Raw genomic sequence first — 20,049 nt, 5'->3', positions numbered from 1 at the left:
CCGCCGAGCCGGATCAGCCGATGCGACCCGCCTGGGTTTCGCTGGAGCGCACCACCACCGCGGCCCGCACCACCCCGTCACCCCAGGACAGCACAGCCGAGCCGGACGAGCCGACACCACCCGCCTCCTCGGCCGCCGCGCTCTTCGACCAGGCCGAGTCACACCCCCGCCCCGGCCGCCGCCCCGGGCGCCTGCGCCGCCGCCTCACCGGAGCCCTCATCGTGCTCCTCGCCCTTGCTGCCACCTTCGGGGCCGGCGCGCTCGCCATCGACGCCCTGGGTCTGCTCGACCCTCGCACTGAGCCAACCGCCGCGGCCCCCACCCCCAATCCCTCCGTGCACACCCCCACCAAGCCGGCCATCGTCGTCCCCGACTACACGGGCTTCGACCCCGCCCACGTCATCGACGACGACGTCTTCTTCGACTCCAGCTCCATGACGCTCGAAGAGGTCACCGCCTTCATCGACCGGGTCAACAAGGGCTGCACCCCCGGCGACGACGGCACCCCCTGCCTGTCGGAGGCCGTCTTCACCACCGAGGACTACGAGCCCGGCCCCGGCTGCGCCGGCGGTTACACGGGGGTCGAAGGTGAGACGGCCGCCCAGGTCATCGTCAATGTTGCCACCTCCTGCGGCGTCAGCCCCCGCGTGCTGCTCACCCTCATTCAGAAGGAGCAGAGTCTGCTCACGGCCTCCGGCGAGAGCCTCAGCGCCCACGACTACGAGGCGGCCGCCGGATACGACTGTCCTGACGGCGGCACCTGCGACCCCGAGCACGCAGGCTTCTTCCGTCAGGTCTACGGAGCCGCCGCCCAGTTCCAGCGCTACCACCAGGACCCGCAGGCATACGAGGTCATCGCGGGCGAGACCGCCACACTCGGCTACGCCCCCACCGCGGCCTGCGGCACCGGCGAGGTCACCCCCCTCAACCAGGCCACAGCCGGCCTGTACAACTACACCCCGTACCTGCTCAACGACGCCGCCTGGGACGGAGGGGACGCCTGCACCACCTGGGGCACCCTCAACTTCTACGGCTACTACCGCACCTGGTTCGGGGATCCGACCCCCTCGACCGCGGACTGAGCGGCGGGGCCGCTACTGGAACTGGTCGGCCGCCCCGCGCGAGCCGACCGTGACAGGATGGCCCCATGCAGCTGCCCGAGTTCCTCACGACCATCTGGGTCGTGCTCGAGTACAGCATCAAGATCGCCGCCCTGGGCACGGTCCCCGAGAACCGCAGGCCCTCCTCCTCGACCGCCTGGCTGCTGCTCATCTTCCTGTTACCCGTCGTCGGACTGCCCCTGTACATCTTCCTTGGCAGCCCCTGGATCCACGGGCGCCGTCGCGAGCAGCAGGTGAGCGTCACCGAGGGCGCCCTGCGGATGGCCGCGGGCCTACCCGACGCCCCCGCGGGTGCCCGCCCCAGCCCGCACCTGGCCTCCGTCCTGCGCATGAACCGCAGGCTCACCGCCCTGCCCTGCGTCACGGGTGAGGTCGTCGCCCTGCACGCCGACGCCGCCGACACCTACGCGGCCATGGCCCGGGCGATCGATGGTGCCGAGCACCACGTCCACGTCGAGTTCTATATCCAGTCCTGGGACGAGGTGACGGACGTCTTCTACAGCGCTCTCGAGCGGGCCGCCGCCCGCGGGGTCCCCGTCAGACTCCTCGTCGACCACCTGGGCTCACGCAAGTACCCCGGCTGGCGCACGCTCGGGCGGCGCTGGGAGCAGGCGGGAATCCGGTGGCGGCTCATGATGCCGCTGCTGCCCCACCGGCGCCGCTTCCGCCGCCCCGACCTGCGCAACCACCGCAAGCTCCTCATCGTGGACGGCCGCACAGCCTTCATCGGCTCGCACAACATCATCGACCCGTCCTACCGGCTGCGCTCGAACAGACGGGCTGGGCGCGTGTGGCACGACCTGTCCGTCGAGGTCACGGGTGATGTCGTCATCGAGGCGCAGGCCGTCTTCGCCATGGACTGGTACTTCGAGGCCGGCGAGCAGCTCGGAGTCCTGGACCTCGCCCCCGGCCTGGAGGAGCAGGACCTGGCCGACGTGGGCAACCGGGTGGGCGCCGTCGTCGGCACCCCGGCACCCCGCAGTGGCAGGCCCGACGCCGTCGTCAACGCGATGCAGATCATCCCCTCAGGACCCGGCTACCCGACGGAGCCGAACCTGCGGATGTTCCTGTCTCTCATCCAGACCGCCGAGCGGCGGGTATCGATCACCAGCCCCTACTTCATCCCCGACGAGGCCCTGCTGTCCGCGATCACCACCGCCGCCTACCGGGGGATCGACGTCGAGCTCTTCGTGGGCAAGGAGTCCGACCACTTCATCGTCAACCACGCCCAGCGCTCCTATTACGCGGCCCTGCTGGCGGCGGGCGTGCGCATCTACCGTTACCCGGCGCCCACCGTCCTGCACGCCAAGTACATGACGGTCGACGACGACGTCGCCGTCATCGGCTCCTCCAACATGGACTTCCGCTCCTTCGCCCTCAACTACGAGGTCATGCTGCTGGCCTTCGGCGGGGACCTGGACGACCTCCTGCGCGGCAATGACGAGGCCTACCGCGAGCTGAGCGAGGAGCTGACCGCCGAGCAGTGGGCGACGGAGCCGTGGTACCGGCGCTACGTGGACAACGTCTGCCGCCTCATGTCCGCGGTACTGTGACGGTGCGGGGCCGGAGAGGACCGACCCCGCACCGCGCTGGTCAGGGCTCGACGGGGAAACAGACGTCGGTGATCCAGGACGTCGGGTCGGGGTCCTGGGCCGGGCCGACCCGGTAGATATTGAACATGGGGCCGGTGCGCAGGCCGTGGGCCGCGATATGGGTGCCGATCGCGGTGCAGACCTCGGGCATGCCGTCATAGCCGCCGCGCAGCGTGCCCATGATGACCTCGCAGGCGGGCAGCTCGCGGCACTCCAGGGGGCTGACGGCGGTGAAGGGCTCGGCTACCCGTTCCCAGACCTCGACGTCGACGTCGGAGTCCCGGTACTCCGGGTCGAGGAAGGTGGCGCCGCACAGCGGCGGGTCGGACATCACGATGCCCGCTCGGGACATGAGCTCGCTGATCTCCTGCCACAGTTCGCCCTCGTCGGAGTAACGGGGTAGAACGCGTCGCAGTGACGCGACGGTCATGGCGGGCAGGTGGGTGCGTCGGATGTCGATCTCCATGGTGGACTCCTCCAGGTAGGTGCTGATGCGGTCGAAGGCCGCGCTCATCTCCTCCAACCGCGCCCGTTGGCCGGCCAGGCGCCGGGCGTGGGAGGACATGAGCGAGCGCAGCCGCTCAGGATCACCCCGGTGGGCCAGGACCTCACCGATCTCGCTGACGGGAAGCCCGGCATCACGTAGCCGCACGATCCAGTGGGCCCGGGTCAGTTGGGCGGACGTGTAGAAGCGGTGTCCGGTGAAAGGGTCGGTCCGTGCCGGCTCAAGGACGCCCTGCTCCTGGTAGTGGCGCAGCATCCTCACGCTGATCGACGTCAGACGGGAGAACAGGCCGATCCGCAGCAGGGCGTCGTCGTGATCCATGACCTCAGCGCACATGCTCACATGGTGTCAGAAGCAAGAGGCCACTCGGGGCACAGGCGGCGGGGGCGCCGAGGACACCGCTCAGACCTTCGCCAGCAGCTTGCTGATGCGCTGCACACTCACCTTCCGGCTCGTGCCCAGCGTCTGGGCGAACAGGCTGACCCGCAGCTCCTCGATGAGCCACCGGCCCTCCACCAGCAGCGCCTCACGCTCGGCATCCGGCGGCAGCGCCGCCGCCCGCGCACGCGCCTCGGCCAGCAGCGCCTCGGCCTCAGCCACCTGGTAGGCCAGTGCCGCGTCCTGAGCCGGCGAGGCCTGCGCCTTGTCCACGCGTGCCGCCGCCGCCCGCAGGTAGCGCGGCAGGTGCACCAGGTGCTCGGCGGGCGTGGCAGCCACGAAGCCGTCGAAGACGAGCGTGGCCACGTGCTCGCGCACCTGCTGCAGTGTGGACAGCAGCGCCAGCGAGGTGTGCTGCTCGACGGCGCGCCCCACCTCCCGCTGAGCCTCGAGCGTGGCGGCCACCACCTGCGCCACCCGGTAGACCTCGTCCTCGAGCTCGCGGCGCATGAACGTCACGAGCTCCTCGAAGGCGGCCCGCGTGCGTACCTCCTCCAGCTGCCGTCCGACGGCGACCGCCCACCGGGAGGCGACCACGCGCGCCGCCGCCAGCTGGATATCCGTCACGAGCGCATCGGTACTCCGGTACGGCGAGGCCGCCAGCGCCAGTGTCTCGCCGGCCGTCCAACGCGAGGTCACGCGTCCGACGGCGAGCTGTGTGCGCGCCAGTGCCAGCGCCGTCACCCCTGCCCCGTGGGCGCGTGCCTGCGCCTGGGCGTCGGGCAGGATTGTCAGGTCCGCGCTCGTCGGCCCGGCGGCCACGAGCGTCGGGTAGCCGCGCACGACAAGCCCGGCCGTGCCCGTGGACTCCACGGTCGCCGGCAGGGTCGAGCGGTCCTCGCCGTCGAGCCCGGCCACAGCGGACGGCCAGTCGGTGAGCCCCGTGCGCTCGGCCAGACCCGCCCGCAGCCCGGGCGCGCCCGTCACGCCTCCGGAGGTGGCCGACGGCGATCCCGACCGTCCAGCGGACGGTGAGGCGCCGCGGTCGGAACCCTGAGCGCGGCCCTTGCGCCTGCGGCCGCGCGAGGCCTGGCGGTCCTCGGCCTCGGCCATCGCCTGGGCCAGCGCCCCGCGCACCGCCGAGCGCACCGCCTGCTCCGTGCGCCCGGCGAGCCGCTTTTGCAGTGCGACGAGGTCCTTGCCGCGGCCGACCTCGCGCCCACGCGCGTCGAGCCCCACGAAGGACATGCGCAGGTGCTCCGGCAGGTGCTCTTCCGCCTCGAGCCAGTCGGCCTCGGTGACCTCGACGTCGCGCAGGCGCCGCACCGCCTCAGCAAAAGCCTGGCGGAAGGGGACCTCCGGCGCGCTCGCGCCCTCGGGCACCGGGTGGGCCTCGCGCATCATCGCCCACAGCTGGGCACCGACGTCGGGCGCCGGCACGAGCTGGCGGCGCACCCGCTTGGGCAGGGCCCGGATCGTGGCGACGACGAGCTCGGGACGCATGCCCGGCACGAGCCAGTCGAAGCCCTCGGGTGACAGGCGGCCCAGCACCTCGAGCGGCACCTGGACGCTCACGCCGTCGTCGGCGCGCCCCGGCTCGAAGACGTACTCCAGGCCCAGAGTGAGGTCCCCCTGGACCCACTGGTCCGGGTATGCGCGCTCGAGGTCGACGTCATCGCCGCCGGGTAGGAGCAGCTCGCGCGTGAAGTCGAGCAGGTCCGGATGCTGCCCCTTCTCCCGCTTCCACCACACGTCGAAGTCATTGGCGCCGTAGACGTCCTCGGGAACACGTTCGTTGTAGAAACGCAGCAGGGCCTCGTCCGAGGCCAGCAGCCCGTGTTCGCGGCGACGCGACTCGACCTCGCCCAGGTCCTCGACCAGGTCACGGTTGCGCTGGACGAAACCGTGACGCGCGTGCCAGCCGCCCTCGACCAGGCCCTGACGCAGGAACATCTCGCGGGCCACCTCGCGCGCGGAGGCGGTACCGACGCTCGCCAGCGTGGCCGGACGCTCCGCCGCCAGCGTCATGCCGTACAGCAGGACCTTCTCGTGGACCATGGCGGCGCCCCGACGCGTGGACCAGTAGGGCTCGCCGTACACGTGCCGGGCCAGGCCCGCGGCCTCGGCCGCCTCCTCGACCCAGCGCGGGTCCACCCGCGCGACCGTGCGGGCGAACAGGCGGCTCGTCTCAACGAGCTCGGCGGTCATCACCCAGTCGTAGGTCTTTCGACGCAGGCCCGATCCGGGCCAGATCGTGAAGCGGGTGCCGCGGGCACCGCCATACTCGCGGCGCCGCTCATCCCAGCTGCCGACGTTGGACAGCAGCCCCACGAGCAGGGAGCGGTGGATCGCGTCCGCGTCCGGCGTGTCCGCGCTGCGTCCCAGGGCGACGACGGCGGCCGCCACATCCCCATGGGCGATCTGGGCGGCGTGCGAGCCCGGCTCCAGGGCCTGGCGGGCAGCCCGGATGGAGCGGGCCGTCGGCAGCTCCACCGGGGCGGCACTCAGTCCCAGCGGCCGGGCCAGCTGGCGCAGCTGGGTGTGGACGTCCTGCCACTCGCGCACCCGCAGGTAGTGCAGGAACTCGGCCCGGCACATGCGGCGGAACGCGGAGCCGGAGAGCTCGCGCTGCTGAGTGCGCAGGTAGCGCCACAGGTTGAGGTAGGTGAGGAAGTCGCTCGTCGGGTCCGCGAAGCGGCGGTGCAGGGCGTCGGAGGCCTCCTGGCGGTCCGCGGGGCGCTCGCGCACGTCCTGGATGGACAGGGCGGCGACGATGACCATGACCTCGCCGGCGCAGCCGCGCTCACCGGCCTCCAGCAGCATGCGCCCCAGGCGCGGGTCGATGGGCAGGCGGGCCAGGCGGCGCCCCACGGAGGTCAGGCGCGGGCCGCGTCCACTGGTGTGGGCCGCGCGACGCGAGGAGCCGGTGCCAACCGTCTCGATGGCGCCGATCTCGGTGAGCAGCTGGATGCCGTCGCGCACCGCGCGCGGGTCGGGGGCGTCGAGGAAGGGGAAGTCCTCGACCGCGCCCAGGCCCAGGTTCGCCATCTGCAGGATGACGCTGGCCAGCGAGGTGCGCAGGATCTCCGGCTCGGTGTACTCGGGGCGCGAGCGGAAGTCGGCCTCGGAGTACAGGCGGATGGCGATGCCGTCGGCCACGCGGCCGCAGCGGCCCGAGCGCTGGTTGGCGCTGGCCTGGCTCACGGGCTCGATGGGCAGGCGTTGGACCTTGGTGCGGTTGGAGTAGCGGGAGATGCGTGCCAGGCCCGGGTCGATGACGTAGCGGATTCCCGGCACGGTGAGGGAGGTTTCGGCGACGTTCGTGGCGAGCACGATCCGACGGGTGGAGTGCGCCTCGAAGACCCGGTGTTGCTCGGCGGCGCTCAGACGCGAGTAGAGGGGCACGACCTCGACGGCGCCCGGGGTGCGTGAGCGCCCGTCGGCCGTGTAGCGGGGGCCCAGGTGGTCGATGAGGGCGGACTCAGTGTCGCGGATGTCGCGCTCGCCGGCGAGGAAGACGAGGATGTCGCCGCTGCCGGCGACCATGAGCTCGTCGACGGCGTCGAGGATGCCGGTGACCTGGTCGCGGTCCTCCTCGCGCTGGGACGGTGCCCGGTGCGCGCCGGCCCGGGCGGCACCGGGTGCGGCGGCTGCGCGCACGGCCTCGCGCCGGGCTCGGGCGGCCGCCCTGACCGCCGGGTCGGGCGAGGTCAGGGCCTCGAGCTCGGCGTCGGACAACTCCCCGGCCGGGGCCGCGGGCGAAGCGGGCGAAACGGGGGAAGTGGGGGCGTCGTCGTCGGGAATGTGGCCCCCGGCGTGACGTACCGGGTCCGCGGCGGCGTCGAAGCCGTCGTCGGCGAGTAGGGGCCGGTAGCGGATCTCCACCGGGTAGGTGCGCCCCGAGACCTCGATGACGGGGGCGGGGACGCGGGTGGTCAGGCCGTCGCCGCGCGAGACGTCCTGGCCGAAGTGCCCAGCGAAGCGCTCGGAGTCGATGGTCGCCGAGGTGATGATGACCGTGAGGTCCGGGCGCTGGGGCAGCAGGCGGGCGAGGTAGCCGAGGATGAAGTCAATGTTGAGGCTGCGCTCGTGGGCCTCGTCGACGATGATCGTGTCGTAACGGCGCAGCATGGGGTCGGCCTGGATCTCCGCCAGGAGGATGCCGTCCGTCATGAGCTTGACCAGGGTGCGCGGGCCCGTCTCCTCGGTGAAACGCACCTGGTAGCCGACGACGCCGTCGGCGCCGATGGAGGTGCCGAGCTCGTGGGCGATGCGCTCGGCGACGGAGCGCGCGGCGATACGCCTGGGCTGGGTGTGGCCGATCATGCCGGTCACGCCGCGCCCGAGCTCGAGGCAGATCTTGGGCAGCTGGGTGGTTTTGCCGGATCCGGTCTCGCCGGCGACGATGACGACCTGGTGGTCGCGGATCGCCTCGGCGATCTCCTGGCGGCGCACCGAGACCGGCAGCTCCTCGGGGTAGACGACGGCGGGCACGCTGGCGGCGCGCTCGGCCAGCTGCTCGGGTGTGAAGCCCGGCCACTCGCGTCGGCGCTCGCCCCGGCGGGCGCACCCGCCGCGAGAGGCCCGGTCGTGCCGGCCGGTGCCGCGGCCGGGGCGGTCGGTCCCGCGGCGCCGGCTGTGCGGCTCAGGGCTCAGCTGCTCAGCGCTCGGCGGCTCTGGGCTCATGCTCGTCTCGTCACTCATACGGCTGCCCATTGTCCCCCAGGGCCCGGCTCGCGCATGTCTCCTGCGCAGGATCCTCTGTACGTCGCGAGCTCGAGGGCTCGGTGTCGACGTCGAGCCTGTTGCCCTCGAGCTCGCGACGTCACCCTCGAACTCGGAGCCGGCGTTCTGTCGATCTGGCACGCCAGGAGCCCACGTGATGACCGCCTCATGGGGGAGCATGTGCCCATGAGCGACTCGACGCCCCATCCCGACGACCTCACCGTGCCGCAGGCCCCCGCCGCGCGGGAGAGCACCCCCGTCACCCGCAGCACCTGGCACACGGTGCGCCGCGTGACCGGCTGGTGCGTCACCGCCGCCCTCGCCCTCCTCACCGCCCTCACCCTCGCCCCGGACCTCCTGGCGTTCCTCGGCGAGGACCTGCGCCTGAGCCTGCGCTACCCCTTCGCCCAGGCCCTCGCGGTACGCAGCGGGCTCGTCGTCATCCTCGCGTTCATCTGCCTCGTCGTCGCCGTCGCCGCGCTCACCCGCGTCCTGCGCCGAGAGGGCGGCCTGCGCACCGGCGTCCTGGCCCTCGTCCTGCTGCTCGTGACCGGCACGCACACCTGGGTGCTGTGGGAGCGCGGGCTTGAGATCACGGACCTGGCCGCCCCTGCCGCTGCCGGTGAGCACTGGGACGGTGCTCTCACCGTCCTCACCTTCAACACCTACGGCGGCCGGGCCAACACGGTCGAGCTCGCCGTCGCGATTCGGACGACCGCCCCCGACGTCGTCGTCCTGCCGGAGACGAGCGCCGAGGACACTGCCGAGCTCCTGGCCCTGCTCGCTCAGGACGGCCTGGTCTACGCGCCCTTCACCGCCGTACCGGGCGCGCCGCAGGCTATTGCCGACGCCGACGCCGACGCCGACGCCGACGCCGCAGACCCGGCCGCGACCGAGTCGGAGGCGGCCGAGTCGGAGACGAGCGCCCCGTCCGCCTCGCCCGGGCCGACGCCGACGACGCCCGAGGCCGGCTCAGGTGCAGGTCCCACCTCCGTCCTCGTCAGCGCCGCGATCGGCGAGTACGAGCAGGTCAGCGCCCCGGACGGCCTGGGGCACGGCGCCGTGCTCCTGCAGCCGCTCGGCGACACCCACCTCGACGGGCATCAGCGCCCCACGGTCCTGGGCGTCCACACCATCGCCCCGCTCAAGGACACGATGGACGCGTGGGCCCAGTCGGTGAGCAGGGTCGTCGCCGAGTGCCACGCCCCGACCCCCGGGCTTATCCTGGCGGGGGACCTCAACGCCACCCTCGACCACGCCCCCATGCGGGACCTGGGTGGTTGCGCCGACGCGGCTGAGCAGGCCGGAGGTGGGGGCCTGTCCACCTGGCCGGTGTCCACCCGCACCCCGCTGCTCGGCTCGCCCATCGACCACGTGCTCGTCGACACGGTCACCTGGACCAGCACGGGCGTCGAGCTCATCGAGATCGCAGGCTCCGACCACCGGGCCCTCGTCGTCACCCTCGAGCAGCGCTGAGGGCGCTGAGGGCGCTGAGGGTACTGAGCAGCGCTGAGGGGCGCAGGCCTACCGCAGGCGCCGCTCGAACCACTCGCAGGCGAGCCGGCTCACCTGCTCCTGGGCCGCCTGTGGGTCCTCGTCGCGCACCTGCACGAGCTGGCTGCCTTCACGCAGCAGCGTGAAACCCTCGGTTGCCGCGTTGACCGAGTCCGGGAACTCCTCCGTGAGTGCGCCGTGGAGCATGAGAACGGGCCACGGCAGCCCCTCCATCGTGCGTTCAGGGGTCTGCAATGACACGTCCGCCAGCGTCTGCTTGGACAGTACGTCCCACTCGCGCGCGTTGGGATTGTCATCCACGAGGCGGGTCAGGCCGTGGGCGGCGAGTTCGTCGAGCTGGTCCGGGGAGAAGACGTTCTCCCACAGGATCGACTGCGGGCCCACCACTGCCCCCACGACGACGACGGCCAGCACGTTCTGCGGCCGGGCCAGCAGCGTCGCCGTCGCCCCGAAGCCGTTGGCGTGCACGCCCACGCGGCGGTAGCCCAGCATCTCGAGCCAGCCGGTGACGGCCTGCAGGTCCTCGATCTCGCCGGCGAGCGTGACGACGTCGTCGTCGGAGGTGCCCAGGCCGGAGAAGTCGAACTGGAGGGTCGCCCAACCGGCCTGCCGGTAACTCGCGGCCAGGGCGTCGAGACGGTGGTTCAGGCCGTGCCTGTCGGTAAGGAAGTCGTGGGCGAGGACGATGACGCCCTCTGTGCGCTCAGGTGCCGGGGTGCCGACGTCCACCCCGGCGAGCACGGCGTCGATGTCGAGTCCGGCGGCGCCGTCGGGCAGCATCAGCGTTCCCGCCAGCGTCACGCCGCGGGAGGTGTCGATGCGGACCTCGGTCATGTGATCCAACCTAGGCCAGGGGCCGGGTGTGCGGGACACCCCGTCGTATTGATTGCGCTGGCAGCGTGACCCGGACGGGCGCCACACGTGGGCCCCGTGTGGGCCCGGTCCCGGCGGGGGTGTTCAAACGGCGATGGCGTGGGCGGCCTCGACGGCATGACGCACGAGGGACTCGTCCGTGCGCTGGGGCTCGCCGATGGTCAGGCCCCGCACGGAACAGCGCAGGTGGATCTCCCGTGCGCCCGTGGTCTCGATGACCTCGGCCGTGTTCTCGGGGCGCACCGTGCCGGCTGCGATGACGGTCGGGCCGCCGGCGTCGACGAGCCCGCGCAACACCTCGGCGCCTTCCAGCGCGGTGGGCGCACCGCCGGAGGTGAGCACGGCGCTGACCCCGAGCCCGCCGAGGTCCCCGTAGGCCTCAGGCAGGTCCCGGGTCTCGTCGAGCGCCTTGTTGAAGGTGACGGGGGCGCCGTCGGCGGCGTCGATGAGCAGGCGCAGCAGGCCCCGGTCGATCGTGTGGTGCTCGGTGAGGACACCGACGACGAAGCCGAGCTCGACGGCCGGCGGCAGGGGCCGTCCGGCCGAGCCAACGGGCTGGGGGCGTGTGTACTCGCTCAGCTCCTCCGCGAGGGCGGAGATGCGACGCACGTCGGCGACCATGGCACGACGCTCGTCGGAGCTGAAGACGAAGTCGCCGCCGCGCGGGCGGATCATGACGCGCAGGCCGAGCGGGTGGGCCGCGGGGCTGGTGAGCCACTGGCGTCCGACGAGGGCGCGGCGCTGGGCGATCTCCTCGGCGGCGGCGAGGATTGCGGCCTCGACCGAGCCGATGGAGGGGGTGGTGCCGCCGGCGGCGAGGTTGTCGCACAGCTCGGCGCGGTCTGCCCCGGCCCGGGCGGACAGGCGCACGCCCTCGGCGTTCTCGGTGCAGATCTCGACGGCGACGTGGCCGGGGCGTCCCCAGGGCTGGTCCTGCGTCCGGACGGGCTGGCGACGCAGGGAGGAGGCGGGGCCGGTCAGGCGCATCGCGTTCATGGACTGAGTGTGTCATGTCGGCGCCATCCGACTGTGGTGGAGGTCGCAAGATGTGACACTGTGTCGCCAAGATGCAAAGTGCAAGGTTAGGCTCGCCTTTGCTGCACGCCCTCCCGGTCATGAGCAGCCCCGACCGGCCACGAGAGAAGGACCCCATGGCACGAGCCCCACGCGCCCCCAAGGTCCCCGTCGGCACCCGCGCGGGCAGCCGCGCCAACGCCGCCTCCTTCGCCCTCACCGCCCTCGGTGGCCTTGCCTCCGGCTGGACCCTCATCCACCTCGGACGGGGCCTGGGCGCCGTCGCCGAGAACACCCTGAGCCGCAGCGCCGACGGCGACTGGCGCGCCCCGCTCCTGGCCGCCCTTCTCGGGGCGCTGCTGGCCGGCGCCTGCCAGCTCGCCACCGAGCTCATCGCCCGCACCAGCGCGGCCGGCCAGGAGGGTGCCATCCGCGCCAAGGCCCTCGGCCACCTCCTTGCCCTGGGCCCCGGCCGCGCCCGCGAGCACCGCAGCGGCGCCACCGTCTCCCTGCTCACCGACGGCGCCGAACGCGTCGCCCTCTACCGCCAGACCTTCCTCGCCCCCACCGTCGCCGCAGCCCTGTCACCGGCTCTCGTCCTCATCCTGCTCGCCGTCACCGTCGACTGGGTGCCCGCCGTCGTCCTGGCCCTCGCCGTCGTCCTCATCCCCGGCTCCATCAGCGTCCTGCACTCCACGGTCCGCCGCTCCTCCTCCGGCTCACGCCGCCAGCGCACCCGGCTCAGCGCCGAGTACCTCGACGCCATCCAGGGGTTGACCACCCTCGTCCTGGCCCGAGCCGCCTGGCGCACCCACGAGAGCCTCAAGCTCGAGGGTGAGGCCAACCGCCGCGCCGTCATGGGCCTGCTCGCCGGCAACCAGCTCGTCATCCTCGTCACCGATGGGCTCTTCTCCCTCTTCTTCGTCACCACCTCGGCCGCCCTCGCCCTGGCCCGCCTCGGCTCGGGTGCCATTGGAGCGGGGGACGCGCTCGCCATCGTGCTCGTCTCCTACATCCTGCTCGAGCCCCTGGACCGCGTCGGCGCCTTCTTCTACGTGGGCATGGGGGGACTGGCCAACCAGCGGGCCCTGCGCGCCCTGCTCGCCACCGAGCGCTCCGACGGCGCCGCCCCGCCCGACGGCGAGAGCCTGCACGAGAGCACACCCGAGGGCCGGGCCGACGGTGCCGCCCTGAGTCTCAGCGGCGTCACCGCCACCTGGGCGCAGTCCGACGACGAGGCCCCCGCCGTCCTCGACGACGTCAGTCTCACCGTTGCACCCGGCGAGCGCGTCGCCGTCGTCGGACCCTCTGGTGCGGGCAAGTCCACCCTCGTCTCCCTCGTCTCGGGCGACCTGCTGCCCGCCGCCGGAACCGTGCGCGTGGACGGCACCGCCTTGACCGCCGCCACCCAGGACGAGGTCCGCGCCGCCAGCGCCGTCGTCGCCCAGACCACCTGGCTCTTCACCGGCACCATCGCCGACAACCTGCGCCTGGCGGACCCCGGCGCCACCGAGGAGCGCATGTGGCGGGCCCTCGAGGCCGCCAACCTCGCCGACGAGGTGCGCCTCATGCCCGAGGGCTTGGACACCCTCCTGGGCGAGCAGGGACTGGGCCTGTCCGGCGGCCAGGCCCAGCGCGTGTCGCTGGCCCGCGCCTTCCTCGCCGACCGGCCCCTGCTCGTCCTCGACGAGCCCACCAGCCAGGTGGACCTCGACTCCGAGGCCCGCATCGTCCAGGCCATCGAGCGCGTCTCCGCCGGCCGCACCGTCCTGACCGTCTCCCACCGCGCCGGGGCCGTCACCGGGGCGGACCGCGTCCTGCGCGTGCAGGACGGACGCGTCGCCGTCGCCACCCCCTCGAAGCAGGAGGCCTGAGCCATGAGCCGCACCACCCCGGCCACCGCGGTCTCGGTGCCCACCACCCCGGGCGGCACCGTCCCAGCCACCACGACCCCGGTCCCCACCCGCCGCGAGCTCATCGGCTGGCTCCTGCGGGTCACCCGCCCGGTCCTTGCCCCGCTGCTGGCCTCCACCGTCTGCCGCGTCGCGGACCTGCTGCTCGGCGTCGGCCTATTCGCCCTGGCCGCCGCCGCGGTCGTGCGCACCATCGCCGCCATCGCCACGGGCGCCGCCCTGCCCGGGCTGTGGGGCATTGTCGGCGCCATGGTCGCCATGAGCCTGGTCAAGGCGGTCCTGCGTTACGGCGAGCAGTTCCTCGGCCACTTTGTCGCCTTCAAGGCCCTCGAGCTTCTGCGCGCCGAGATCTTCCGCGCCCTCATCCCGCGCGCGCCGCGCGTCATGGCGACCGCCCGCTCCGGGGACCTGCTGGCCCGCTCCACCAAGGACGTGGACCGCATCGAGGTCTTCTTCGCCCACACCTTCGCCCCCATGGTCTCCGCCGTCATCGTGCCGACGACGGTGCTGCTCGTCATCGGCGCCCGGGCCTCCTGGGCCCTGGCGGGCACGGTCCTGCCCTTCCTTCTCGCCGCAATCCTGCTCGTGCCGCTCACCGGCTGGCGCCGCTCGCTGCGCTCCTCGCGTGAGTCCGTGGCCGAGCGCGCCGTCCTGACCCAGCACGTCACCGACTCGGTGCAGGGCCTGGCCGAGGTCGTCGGCTACGGCCGCACCACCGAGCGGCTGGCCCAGATGCGCGAGCTGGACGACGCCGTCGCGGCCGCCGGACGGGCTGCCACCGGCTGGGCCTCCTGGCGCCGCGGCGCCGTGCAGCTGCTCGTCCTGGCCGGCCCGCTGGCCGTGTTGGCCGTCGGGGCCCCCGCCGTCGAGCAGGGCGCGCTCGGCCCGGTCGCGCTGGCCGCCAGTGCCGCCGCGGTTCTGCGCCTGACCGAGACGGTGCGTGGCGTCGAGGAGTTCGCCGCCTCCCTCAACGCCTCCTTCGCCTCCGCTGAGCGTGTGTATGAGGTGGTCCACGCTCCCGTCGAGGTTCCCGACGGCGAGATCGCGCTCCCTGCCGCCGGCGCCCACGAGGTTGTCTGGGAGGACGTCTCCTACGCCTACCCCGGTGCTCGCGCTCAGGCGCTCACCGGCGTGTCGCTGACTGCCGCGGCGGGGCAGTGGACCTGCCTCGTGGGGGTCTCCGGCTCCGGCAAGACCACTCTGGCCAACCTCGCCCTGCGCTTCGACGACCCCACCGGCGGGCGGGTGCTCGTGGACGGCCATGACCTGCGCGAGCTGACCGCCGACTCCCTGCGCCGCGAGGCCGCCCTCGTGTCCCAGCGAGCCCACCTGTTCCGCGCCTCCGTCGCGGAGAACGTGCGCCTGGCCCGCCCGGACGCCACGCAGGCAGAGGTCGAGGAGGCCTGCCGTGCCGCCGGAGTCCACGACGAGGTCCTGGCCATGGAGGAGGGGTACGAGACGCTCATCGGTGAGCGCGGTGCCTCCGTCTCCGGTGGGCAGCGCCAGCGCCTGTCCCTGGCTCGCGCCCTGCTCGCCCGGCCCGGCGTCCTCGTGCTCGACGAGTTCACCAGCCACCTCGACCCCGAGCTCGAGGGGCGCGTGCGCCAGGCGGTGCGCGAGCGCCTGGCCGGGGCGACCGTCATCGAGATCACCCACCGCCTGGGCCGCGTGGGGGAGGCGGACCGCGTCGTCGTCCTCGATTCCGGCCGGGTGGCGCAGGAGGGTGCGCCCGAGGCGCTGCTCGCCGTCGACGGGCCGCTGCGACGGCTGCGTGAGCGCGAGACGGTGTGAGCGCGAGTGGGCCTGAGGCTCAGACGTCGTCGACGTCGTCGTAGGAGCGCGGGTCCTCGATGGGCTCCAGGTGCGCCGAGACCCGCAGACTGGGGTCCGCCGCCACGAGCTCGTCGATGAGCTCTTCGGTGAAGTCGTGCCCCTCCTTGACCGTCCACGCCCCCGGCACGAGCACGTGCACGTGGGCGAAGCGCCGGTTGCCGGCCTCGCGCACACGCACCGCGTGGAAGTCCACCCGCCCCTCGACCCGGTGGGCGTCGAGGACCGCGTTGATGGTCGCCAGCGCCTGCGCCGAGGGTGCGACGTCCATGAGCCCGGCGACGGAGTCCGACAGTAGGCGGAAGCCCGTCCACATGATGTTGAGGCCCGCACCGAGTGCGACGACGGCGTCGAGAACGGGGGACTGGAACACGGCCACGAGACCCACGCCGAGCAGCACCGCCACTGAGGTCATGACGTCGGTGGCCAGGTGCGTGGCGTCAGCCACGAGGGTCGCCGAGCGCTCCCTGCGCCCCGTGCGGTAGAGCACCACCGCCACGGCGGCGTTGATGATGGAGGCGACGACGCTGACGGCCAGGCCCACCCCCAGCCGCTCGGGCATGACCGGCGTGAGGATCCGCTCGACGGCGGAGATGATGATGAAGGCGGCCGCCACGAAGATGAGGGCGCCCTCGACGACGGCGGACAGGTACTCGGCCTTGGAATGGCCGAAATGGTGGTCCTCATCCGCCGGGCGGATCGAGACCTTGAGGACGATGAGCGCCACGACCGCGGCGACGAGGTTGACCAGCGACTCGGCGGCGTCGGAAAGCAGACCCACCGAGCCCGTCATCCAGGCGGCCCCTGCCTTGAGCGCGATGGTGAGCACGGCCGCCGCGATGGACAGCCAGGCGTAGGCGCTCAGGTCCTTGGGGGGCGCGTACCTGGGGGAGGTCATGCCCCCAGTCTGGGCCCCAGGTCCTATCGCGTTCGAATCGAGGTTTCGGGGCCCCGCAAGCGGGGCGGCGCCCGAGCCGACCGCGAGCGCGTGGCCCTCCTCGTTTCGCGGCACCGCAAGCGGGGCGCCGGCCGGTGGCGGAGTGACCGCAGGGCGGTCGGAGCGGGCAGACCCGGGGTGTTGGCGCTGTCGCCCGGTGCCTCCGTAGAGTTCGGCTCGTGCTGAGCGTCGTGGACTCCTGCCTGCCCGCCGTCGTGGACCTGCCCGTCCCCGACGCCCTGCCCAGCACCTTCCGCGCCGTCGACCTGTGCGGGGTGCTGCTCAACGGCATCCTCGGCGGGCTCATCGCCCGGCGCAAGAACTTCGACATGGTGGGTTTCGTCGTCCTCGCCATGCTCACCGCGACCGCGGGCGGGATCCTGCGCGACGTCATGATCCAGGCCGGTCCGCCCTACGCGCTCACCGACCCCTACTACCTGTACACGGCCTGCGCGGGTGCGCTCATCGCCTGGTGGCTGCCCTTCCGTTCGCGTGCAGCCCGCCGCTTCCTCGTCGTCGCCGACGCCGTCGTGCTGGGCACCTGGGCCGCCACCGGCGCCTCCAAGGCCCTGGTCAACGGGCTGGGGGTCATGCCGTCCCTGCTGCTCGGCTGCCTGACCGCCGTCGGCGGCTCCATGATCCGCGATGTCTCCGTGGGAGAGACGCCGGCCGTCTTCGGCGGCAACAAGCTCTACGCCGTGCCCGCCCTGTGCTCGGCGGGAACGGAGGTGGCCCTCGTGTTGTCGGGGGCGCCGGATGCCTACGCGATGCTCGCCTCCACCTTCGTGGGTGCGGGCACCTGCCTGCTCGCCTACTGGCGCTCCTGGCGCCTGCCGGTGATGGAGGAGGTCGAGCGTGAGCGCGAGCGGCGGCGTCGGACCCGGCTGCCGGCCGGGGCCAGGCGCCTGTGGGTGCCGGGGGTCGCGGTGGCGGACACCGGAGGGACTTCGGCTTCGGGCTGGCGCCGGGCCCTCATGCTGCGGCCCCGGCGGGCGGAGGCAACGCAGGCCGCGCTGCTGGGCCGCCGCTACCGGCCGGTGGACCCCGAGGACATGTGAGCGCCCGCGGGCGCTCACGGATACTGCGGGCGCCCGCGGGGGCTGTGGGGCTGGGTGGCTCAGACGGAGCGGCTCAGACTGGGGGGCGGCTGGGCGGTTCGGTTCGCCGGGGCTGGGTGGCTCAGACGGAGCGGACCTGGGCCTCGTCGACGTGGATGGGCTGGGGAGCCGCGGTGGGCTCCTCCTTGCGGGTGCGCCCGCTGAAGAGGGTCTCCTTGACGGCGTCGGCCACCTTGTCGGTGACGGCCTCGCCCTGCTGGCGCACGAAGGAGGCGGCGCGGGTGGTGGCGGCGTCGACCTTCTCGCGCACGAAGGGCTGCTCAGCGACGCGCGAGGCGGCGGACTTGATGCGCTCGTACTGCGCGCGGCCCGCGCGCGTGCCGAGGACGTAGCCGGCGCCGAGACCGAGGATGAAGGGGAGCTTGCTGGCCATGCGGGCCTCCTGTGGTTGCGTGGAGCAGGTGCGCTGGCGGCGTCCGCGCACCTTAGCCGCTAGCCTATCGGGAGCGCCTGGGAGAGCGCTGCGAGGAAAGGCGGCACTTCCTTGCGAGGAAAGGCGGTGCTTCCTGAGGTAAGACTTTCTTTGCTATACGTGGGGATTAATCGTTCCTACCATTGTCTGGTGTTGACGACTAAGACGATCTCCGCGACCCCCACCGCCTCCGACGAGGTGGCGGTCACGCGCCTCGACGCTCGTGCGCCCGTGACGGGTCCACTCGACCTGAGCGCCGGGAGCGAGCAGGAGCGCGGTGCGCGCACGCCGGACGAGCCCGGCGAGGGTCACGACCTCGCTGCCCGCCTCAACTGGCTGCGCGCCGGGGTCCTGGGCGCCAACGACGGCATCGTCTCTGTGGCGGGCCTCGTCATCGGCGTTGCCGCCGCCGAGCCCGGGAACAACCGTGCGATCCTCGTCGCGGGCGTCGCCGGGGTCCTGGCCGGGGCCTTCTCCATGAGCGCCGGGGAGTATGTCTCCGTCTCCACGCAGACCGACGCCGAGCGGGCGCAGGCCGAGCGCGAGGGGCACGACCCCGGCGCTCTCACGAGCGCCTGGCAGGCCGCTTTGTCCTCCGCCGTCAGCTTTGTGCTGGGCTCGCTGCTGCCGCTCGCCCTCGTCCTGGCCGCGCCCGGACCGTGGAAGGTCCTGGCCACGGCGGGCGCCGTGCTGCTGGCCCTCGCGCTCACGGGCGCCGTCTCCGCCCGCCTGGGCCGGTCCCCGGTGCGGCCGGCGGTGGTGCGCAACATGGCGGGCGGCGCGCTGGCCATGGCCGTCACCTGGGCAATCGGCCACCTCATCGGCGTCAACCTGTGACGCCTCCACCGGGCCCTTAGCCCAGGTCCCCGGCCAGCCCGCGGTTCAGCCTTCTGCCGGGCCCGAGGCCCAGCCTCCGGCCTGGTCCGCGTGGCCACCGACGATCCACGACGGTAGCAGGCGCGCGAGCTCGAAGCCGTCGCCTCCGGTCACCACGGGCACATCCGCCTCGGCGAGGGTGCGCGCCTCGTATCCCAGGCCCATGGGGTGAGCGATCTGCGACCCGGCGAGCACCTGCTCCTTCTGGGACAGGTGCCGGATGGCGACCGCGGCAATGCGGTTGGAGTGCTCGCGCACCACTTCGGAGTAGATGAGTGGGTCGTGCTGGCCGTCGTCGCCGATGAGCAGCCACGTGACGTCCGGCAGATCAATCATGAGGCGGCGCAGCTCGGTGCGCTTGTGCTCGATGCCCGAGCGGAACCAGCCGGTGGCGCTCGGTCCCCAGTCCGTCATGAGCTTGGGCGCCTGGGGGTAGCCATTGTGGGCGAAGAAGGAGCGCAGGGTCGGCACGGCGTTCCACGGGCCGGTGGACAGGAAGATGATCGGCGTGTCCGGGTGGGCGTCCTCGATGCGGGCCAGCAGCTGCGCCATCCCGGGCACGGCCTCGCGGTTGGAGGCGTTCTTGAACAGGAAGTTCCAGGCGGCGATGAGCGCGCGGGGCACCTCGGTCACCATGACGGTGTCGTCGATGTCGCACACGATCCCCAGGCGCTCGCCCGGCCCGACGATCCGCACGCGCGTAGTGACGGTGCCGGCGCCGGCGGCGTCGATCTCGACGTCGTGCCAGCCGGGGCCCAGGCCGTGGTCGCGCACGACGACGTCGATGTACCCGGCCCGGTCTGCGCGGGTGCGCACGCTGACGCCGCCCACACGGATCGTCACCGGCAGGTAGGGCACGGGCACGTCGATGAGCTGGCGCCAGCCCCGTTGGGCGTCCATGAGGGTGTCAACGGCGATCTCACGCACCCGCTCGGGCGTCGTCGGCAGCTCGCGGGGGATGGAGCGGAAGAGCGGGCCCTCAGCGGGGGCGTTGGCCGGGCGCATGAGCATGCGGGCGAGCACGCGGGCCATGGGGGAGCCGGGGTTGTGCATGCCGGTGGTGGAGGGGGCGCTGGAGCCGTAGCCGTCGTAGCCGATGACGCGCGGGCGCCAGCCCTTCGCCTTGAGCGAGGGGATGAGGTTCCGGGACAGCTGGATCTCGGCGGCGCGGGCGATGTCGGAGAAAGGCACGACTCGATCCTATGGGCAGCCTGCGACGGATGCCGCTGCCCGCCCGGGC

Annotated in this window: 14 protein-coding genes; 7 read left to right on the top strand and 7 right to left on the bottom strand. The window is 72.8% G+C overall.

The genetic code is table 11. The features are described from left to right. Positions 1 to 20 precede the first annotated feature (20 nt). Positions 21 to 1,082, top strand: coding sequence for a hypothetical protein (locus tag ID810_RS10975; protein ID WP_166857249.1), 1,062 nt, complete (start codon positions 21 to 23; stop codon positions 1,080 to 1,082). Positions 1,083 to 1,147: 65 nt separating this feature from the next. After that, the gene (locus ID810_RS10970) at positions 1,148 to 2,674 is read left to right on the top strand and encodes a phospholipase D-like domain-containing protein (RefSeq protein ID WP_166857250.1); all 1,527 of its coding nucleotides are present in this window, start codon (positions 1,148 to 1,150) and stop codon (positions 2,672 to 2,674) included. Between the two features lie 40 nt (positions 2,675 to 2,714). Here the strand turns inward: ID810_RS10970 and ID810_RS10965 are convergent, their stop codons facing one another. Together ID810_RS10965 and ID810_RS10960 are read right to left on the bottom strand one after the other, a co-directional pair. Beyond that, the gene (locus ID810_RS10965; RefSeq protein ID WP_196781501.1) at positions 2,715 to 3,554 is read right to left on the bottom strand and encodes a MerR family transcriptional regulator; all 840 of its coding nucleotides are present in this window, start codon (positions 3,552 to 3,554) and stop codon (positions 2,715 to 2,717) included. A 66-nt stretch (positions 3,555 to 3,620) separates the two neighbouring features. Beyond that, on the bottom strand, positions 3,621 to 8,282 hold the full coding sequence (locus tag ID810_RS10960; RefSeq protein ID WP_166857252.1) for a DUF3418 domain-containing protein: 4,662 nt from the start codon (positions 8,280 to 8,282) through the stop codon (positions 3,621 to 3,623). Positions 8,283 to 8,507: 225 nt separating this feature from the next. Between ID810_RS10960 and ID810_RS10955 the strand changes: the two genes are divergently transcribed. After that, entirely contained in the window at positions 8,508 to 9,797 is a 1,290-nt protein-coding gene (locus ID810_RS10955) for an endonuclease/exonuclease/phosphatase family protein (RefSeq protein ID WP_166857254.1), read from the top strand. Positions 9,798 to 9,845: 48 nt separating this feature from the next. Here the strand turns inward: ID810_RS10955 and ID810_RS10950 are convergent, their stop codons facing one another. Together ID810_RS10950 and ID810_RS10945 are read right to left on the bottom strand one after the other, a co-directional pair. Beyond that, the gene (locus ID810_RS10950) at positions 9,846 to 10,670 is read right to left on the bottom strand and encodes an alpha/beta hydrolase family protein (RefSeq protein WP_166857256.1); all 825 of its coding nucleotides are present in this window, start codon (positions 10,668 to 10,670) and stop codon (positions 9,846 to 9,848) included. 123 nt (positions 10,671 to 10,793) lie between these two features. After that, a complete protein-coding gene (locus tag ID810_RS10945; RefSeq protein ID WP_188232610.1) occupies positions 10,794 to 11,696 on the bottom strand; it encodes a copper homeostasis protein CutC in 903 nt (300 codons plus the stop codon). 164 nt (positions 11,697 to 11,860) lie between these two features. Here ID810_RS10945 and ID810_RS10940 point away from each other — a divergent pair, with 164 nt between their 5' ends. Together ID810_RS10940 and cydC are read left to right on the top strand one after the other, a co-directional pair. Next, positions 11,861 to 13,597, top strand: coding sequence for an ABC transporter ATP-binding protein/permease (locus ID810_RS10940; RefSeq protein ID WP_243856652.1), 1,737 nt, complete (start codon positions 11,861 to 11,863; stop codon positions 13,595 to 13,597). Positions 13,598 to 13,600: 3 nt separating this feature from the next. Beyond that, positions 13,601 to 15,427, top strand: a complete 1,827-nt coding sequence (gene cydC, locus ID810_RS10935) for a thiol reductant ABC exporter subunit CydC (RefSeq protein ID WP_166857262.1) — start codon at positions 13,601 to 13,603, stop codon at positions 15,425 to 15,427. A gap of 19 nt (positions 15,428 to 15,446) precedes the next feature. On the opposite strand, the gene ID810_RS10930 is transcribed toward cydC, so the two are convergent. Further along, positions 15,447 to 16,364: a cation diffusion facilitator family transporter gene (locus ID810_RS10930; RefSeq protein ID WP_166857264.1), complete on the bottom strand. Its 918-nt coding sequence runs from the start codon at positions 16,362 to 16,364 to the stop codon at positions 15,447 to 15,449. Positions 16,365 to 16,582: 218 nt separating this feature from the next. On the opposite strand from ID810_RS10930, the gene ID810_RS10925 reads away from it, so the two are divergent. Then, positions 16,583 to 17,461, top strand: coding sequence for a trimeric intracellular cation channel family protein (locus ID810_RS10925; RefSeq protein WP_413227861.1), 879 nt, complete (start codon positions 16,583 to 16,585; stop codon positions 17,459 to 17,461). A 121-nt stretch (positions 17,462 to 17,582) separates the two neighbouring features. On the opposite strand, the gene ID810_RS10920 is transcribed toward ID810_RS10925, so the two are convergent. Beyond that, a complete protein-coding gene (locus ID810_RS10920) occupies positions 17,583 to 17,894 on the bottom strand; it encodes a YtxH domain-containing protein (RefSeq protein ID WP_166857266.1) in 312 nt (103 codons plus the stop codon). A 189-nt stretch (positions 17,895 to 18,083) separates the two neighbouring features. On the opposite strand from ID810_RS10920, the gene ID810_RS10915 reads away from it, so the two are divergent. Continuing rightward, the gene (locus ID810_RS10915; RefSeq protein WP_235931445.1) at positions 18,084 to 18,770 is read left to right on the top strand and encodes a VIT1/CCC1 transporter family protein; all 687 of its coding nucleotides are present in this window, start codon (positions 18,084 to 18,086) and stop codon (positions 18,768 to 18,770) included. A gap of 45 nt (positions 18,771 to 18,815) precedes the next feature. Here the strand turns inward: ID810_RS10915 and ID810_RS10910 are convergent, their stop codons facing one another. Further along, positions 18,816 to 20,000: an App1 family protein phosphatidate phosphatase gene (locus ID810_RS10910; RefSeq protein ID WP_166857268.1), complete on the bottom strand. Its 1,185-nt coding sequence runs from the start codon at positions 19,998 to 20,000 to the stop codon at positions 18,816 to 18,818. Between the last annotated feature and the right edge of the window lie 49 nt (positions 20,001 to 20,049).

This window comes from Actinomyces respiraculi (assembly GCF_014595995.2).
GTDB classification, from domain to species: domain Bacteria; phylum Actinomycetota; class Actinomycetes; order Actinomycetales; family Actinomycetaceae; genus Actinomyces; species Actinomyces respiraculi.
The sequence above is the reverse complement of the archived record's forward strand: the minus strand, read 5'-3'. Positions and strand labels throughout refer to the sequence as shown.

Bases quoted from the DNA above. Each gene is read 5' to 3' on its own strand.
- ID810_RS10955 (WP_166857254.1), top strand. From the start codon at position 8,508: ATGAGCGACTCGACGCCCCATCCCGACGACCTCACCGTGCCGCAGGCC.
- ID810_RS10930 (WP_166857264.1), bottom strand. From the start codon at position 16,364: ATGACCTCCCCCAGGTACGCGCCCCCCAAGGACCTGAGCGCCTACGCC.
- ID810_RS10940 (WP_243856652.1), top strand. From the start codon at position 11,861: ATGGCACGAGCCCCACGCGCCCCCAAGGTCCCCGTCGGCACCCGCGCG.
- cydC (WP_166857262.1), top strand. From the start codon at position 13,601: ATGAGCCGCACCACCCCGGCCACCGCGGTCTCGGTGCCCACCACCCCG.
- ID810_RS10975 (WP_166857249.1), top strand. From the start codon at position 21: ATGCGACCCGCCTGGGTTTCGCTGGAGCGCACCACCACCGCGGCCCGC.
- ID810_RS10950 (WP_166857256.1), bottom strand. From the start codon at position 10,670: ATGACCGAGGTCCGCATCGACACCTCCCGCGGCGTGACGCTGGCGGGA.
- ID810_RS10970 (WP_166857250.1), top strand. From the start codon at position 1,148: ATGCAGCTGCCCGAGTTCCTCACGACCATCTGGGTCGTGCTCGAGTAC.
- ID810_RS10960 (WP_166857252.1), bottom strand. From the start codon at position 8,282: ATGAGCCCAGAGCCGCCGAGCGCTGAGCAGCTGAGCCCTGAGCCGCAC.
- ID810_RS10920 (WP_166857266.1), bottom strand. From the start codon at position 17,894: ATGGCCAGCAAGCTCCCCTTCATCCTCGGTCTCGGCGCCGGCTACGTC.
- ID810_RS10965 (WP_196781501.1), bottom strand. From the start codon at position 3,554: ATGTGCGCTGAGGTCATGGATCACGACGACGCCCTGCTGCGGATCGGC.
- ID810_RS10945 (WP_188232610.1), bottom strand. From the start codon at position 11,696: ATGCGCCTGACCGGCCCCGCCTCCTCCCTGCGTCGCCAGCCCGTCCGG.